The following is a 3,838-nucleotide window of genomic DNA, read 5'->3' as shown; positions in this document are numbered from 1 at the left end:
AAGTAGAACGCGATCCTGCGTTCTACTTCGCCCCAGTTCTATCTCGCGCCAGTTCTACTTCGGCGTATTCGCGTTCAGCGGGTGAACCCGGCCCGACCGGTCTAAATTAGGCCGCGTGTCTGGGACGTTTACCGTGGTCAGGACCCTCGGCCGATCGGATGCCGCGCACGACATCCTCGGAGAGCTGCCGGAATGGTTCGGCATCGACCGGTTCACGCACGAGTACGTAGAGGCGGCGGCCAAGTTCCCCAACTATGTGGCGGTCGCCGCACCTGAGTCCCCGGCACCCGCGATCGAGGCAGACGGTGGCAAGATCCCGTCCGAGGACGTGCTCGGCGTGCTCCTCGTCGACCAGCGGTACCCGACGTCGGCAGAGGTGCACCTGCTCGCCGTCCGGCGCAAGCACCACCGCGCGGGCATCGGCCGCACCCTCGTGCGGCGGGTGGAGGACGACCTCAGGGCCCAGGGTGTGCGCCTGCTGAGCGTCAAGACGTTCGGACCGTCGGCGTCCGACCCGGACTTCGACCGGACCCGCGCCTTCTACACCGCCTGCGGCTTCCACCCGGTCGAGGAGTTCCCCGACCTCTGGGCCGACAACCCCTGTTTGCTCATGGTCAAGGCGCTCTGACGGGAGCGGCCCGGACGGACCCGGGCCTGGCCGCAGGTGTCGTCAGCGCGCCGTCGGGACCCCGAACAGCGCCTCCGAGACGCCCGGCACGACGGCGACGACGACGCCGCCGAGGCTGCGCTCGAGATAGCCGACGAGCTCGTCGTCGGTGAGGTCGGAGTTGATGCCGCCGTCGACCAGCGCCTGCTCGGCGAGGGCCACCCAGGAGCGGACCGCCACGCGCAGCAGCTCCGACTCAGGCACCCCCAGCTCCAGGAGGACGGCCATGGCCCGCTCCGTCTGCTCCCGCCGCGCGTCCTCGATGACGGCGCGCACCTCCTCGTCACCGCTGGCCGCGCCACGGACCAGCGAGTAGAAGGTCGGGCCGTGCTCCCGTACGTAGGCCACGAGCCGCGTCAGCGTGCTGGCCAGGCGCTCGGCCGGCGGAAGCTCCGCGAGAGGCTCGGAGGCGTGCAGCATCGAGTCGCGCGCGCGGCGCACGATCTCGTGGTGCAGGCCGTTCTTGGAGCCGAAGTAGTAGTAGACGAGACCCGTCGAGACACCGGCTTCGGCGGCGATCTCCTCGACGGTCACGTCGGCCAGAGGTCGGTCCGCGAGAGTGGCCACTCCCAGCGCCACGAGCTGGTTGCGGCGTTCCTCCGGGCGAAGTCGGGTGCGACGGGCTGTTGCCATGGTTCGAGCATATCCGGCATGCTTTGCGCCGCTCTCAGCGGACAATTGACGCTTACTCAGTAATCGCGCTAACGTCGCGACGGGACGACGGCGTAGTCGTTCTCACATTGGCATCGAGGGGAACACCAATGAAGCTCAGCAAGCTCACGGGGTCGCGCAAGGGGCGCGTGGCTCTGGCAGTCATCCCGGTCGCGATCGCCGCCAGCTTTCTGCTCGGCGGCGTTGCCCAGGGCGCGGTGCCGGTCTCGTTCGCGATCTCCGGCAGCCAGTTCAAGATCGGCGCCGACCAGCTCGTCGGCACGGGCTTCTCGCAGTACGCGGGCGTCGCGACCGCCTCCGACGGCACGCAGCACCCGGCCGCCATCGCGAACATCAAGGACGCGCAGCTCTACAACCTGTGCCAGTCGGTGGTGCAGGACACGCCGCTCGGCAAGGTCGGCCTCCTCATCTCGGCGGGCACCGGCAAGGAGCCCGCGAAGGCCACCGACCTGCAGATCGGCATGAACGACCTGTCGGGTACCGCGGTCTTCAAGAACATCCGCATCGGCGTCGACGCCTCCACCGTCAACACGGCCAAGAAGGGCGACGCCGGCGACTTCGCCATGGACTCCGACTCGATCGACATCGACGGCCTCCAGCAGGTGTCGTGGAGCACGCAGGCCGCCGTCTTCCAGCTCACGGACCTCAGCCTCAAGATCACGGACGGCACCGAGTGCTTCTGAGTCCGGGTGACGGCCAGGCCGACGCCGGCCGCCCCGGACTTCGCACGAAGCTAGCTGACTGGCGCAGGGACTTCCGTCCCTGGCGCAGGCAGCGGCCGTTCGTCGGGGGTGTGCTGGTAGCGCTCGCTGGTCTCGAGATGCTTCTGTCCGGCCCGATCAAGCTGGACCAGCTCGGGATGAACGTCGTGCTGCAGTTCGGGGTGGAGGGCTCCCAGGCGACGATCCTGCCGATCGCGCTGATCCTGCTGGGGATCCTGTCGATCGCGCAGCCCGTGCACCGGATCTTCTACGGCGTGATCGCACTGGCGATCTCCGTCTACTCGATCGCCGGGGTGAACCTCGGCGGCTGGGTCGTCGGGTTCCTGCTCGGGGTGGTCGGCGGCATCGTCGTCGTGTCCTGGGCGCCTCCGGCGGCGGACACCGAGGCGGACAGGGAGGCCGACGGCGCGGCGGGTCCCGCTGAGCCGCGCGTCGTGGGCGACGCAGCGGACGACGACGCTCGGGACGCGGACGACGCTCCGGACGCGGACGACGCTTCGGAGGGCGCACCCGCCCCGGCGACGGACACGGACGACACGTCCGCCGCCACGACGGGAGAGACGAAGGCGGACGTCGCGAAGGCGGAGGCCGACGCACCGGCGGCCGGGGCCGCCCCGGACACCGAGGCCATCCCCCGCGCGGACTCGCTCAGCACAGCGCTGCGCGCGCTGTCCCAGAAGTCCGCCGCCGTGGTGGTGGCGGGCGCGCTGGCGATGGCCGGCACGAGCCTGCCCGCGTCGACGTCGGACGCCCAGACCACGCAGGACGACTCGTTCTGGTGCGTGGTCTTCGGTGCCTGCGACGAAGGCGCGGCGGACCCGTCGGCCACGCCTACGCCGTCGCCGAGCGGTTCCGACCAGGGCGGTTCCGACCCGGGCGACTCGGACCCGGGCGACGGCGCCACCGACGACCCGGTCGGCGACGTGGTGGACGACGTCACGGGCGGGGGGACCGGCCCGGGCGACGGCGACACGGGTTCGGGCGATCCGGCCGACGGCGACACCGGCACGGGCAAGGGCGATGACCAGGCCGAGTGCGAGGAACCGACGCAGGACGGTTCCGTGCCGCCCGAGGCGGGGGACAGCGCGCCGTCCGACCCGTGCGGCGAGATCGACCCGCAGGAGACCATCGAAGAGGCGCTGCGGACGGAGCTGGGCACCTGCGTCAAGGTGAGCTTCGGCGGCAGGTACGACCTGAACGTCGACCTGCCGGGTCAGTGCGGGGCCAAGGAGGACGGTTCGGTCTTCTCCCTCCCCGCCGACCTGGAGAGCCGGGACCTGACCATCCCGCTCACCGGCATCAACGGCATCGGGTTGGCGAACGTGCCGGTCAAGGGTGCCGGCGAGCGGCGGGACGCCATCAAGATCTCGGCCGACAAGGTCGTCGTCGACGGCTTCTGGCTCAAGTCGTACGCCTACAACCACGGCACGACGGCAGGCACGGAGACCCGGGCGAACTTCGTCTCGCTCGAGGGCGACGCGCAGATGTACGTGTCGTCGATCCACGCGAACCTGCCGGACGGGCAGGACCTCCTCGAGGTGGCCACCAAGGTGCTCGAGGGCGCCTCGCTCATCGAGATCCTGCTGACCGCGACGGACGCGCGGATGGGCTTCCTGGGCGCGACGTCCGACATCCAGGTGTGGGACAACTTCCGCGAACAGGTCTGGGGCGACGAAACAGACCCGATAGGCGAAGGCCAAACGGCCGGCACCCCCTGACCGTTGAGTGCTGGATATTTGTCCTCTCAAACCGTTTCGAGAGGACAAATATCCAGCAC

At 69.9% G+C, this 3,838-nt stretch carries 4 protein-coding genes; 3 read left to right on the top strand and 1 reads right to left on the bottom strand.

The window, feature by feature from the left end; translation table 11 throughout:
• Window positions 1-115: 115 nt before the first annotated feature.
• Complete coding sequence (locus ACFWE2_RS24925) at window positions 116-628, top strand: GNAT family N-acetyltransferase (protein ID WP_377226897.1); 513 nt, start codon at window positions 116-118, stop codon at window positions 626-628.
• 42 nt (window positions 629-670) lie between these two features.
• On the opposite strand, the gene ACFWE2_RS24920 is transcribed toward ACFWE2_RS24925, so the two are convergent.
• Window positions 671-1,300, bottom strand: a complete 630-nt coding sequence (locus tag ACFWE2_RS24920) for a TetR/AcrR family transcriptional regulator (protein ID WP_377226896.1) — start codon at window positions 1,298-1,300, stop codon at window positions 671-673.
• Between the two features lie 128 nt (window positions 1,301-1,428).
• Here ACFWE2_RS24920 and ACFWE2_RS24915 point away from each other — a divergent pair, with 128 nt between their 5' ends.
• Both ACFWE2_RS24915 and ACFWE2_RS24910 read left to right on the top strand, forming a co-directional pair.
• Window positions 1,429-2,022 carry a DUF6230 family protein gene (locus tag ACFWE2_RS24915; RefSeq protein ID WP_377226895.1) on the top strand — a complete coding sequence of 198 codons (594 nt, stop codon included), beginning with the start codon at window positions 1,429-1,431 and terminating at the stop codon, window positions 2,020-2,022.
• On the top strand, window positions 1,947-3,779 hold the full coding sequence (locus ACFWE2_RS24910; RefSeq protein ID WP_377226894.1) for a DUF6114 domain-containing protein: 1,833 nt from the start codon (window positions 1,947-1,949) through the stop codon (window positions 3,777-3,779). Before ACFWE2_RS24915 ends, ACFWE2_RS24910 begins: the two co-directional genes overlap by 76 nt.
• The last annotated feature ends 59 nt before the right edge of the window (window positions 3,780-3,838 follow it).

This window comes from Promicromonospora sp. NPDC060271, from assembly GCF_042726755.1.
In the GTDB taxonomy this organism is placed as follows: domain Bacteria; phylum Actinomycetota; class Actinomycetes; order Actinomycetales; family Cellulomonadaceae; genus Promicromonospora.
The sequence above is the reverse complement of the archived record's forward strand: the minus strand, read 5'-3'. Positions and strand labels throughout refer to the sequence as shown.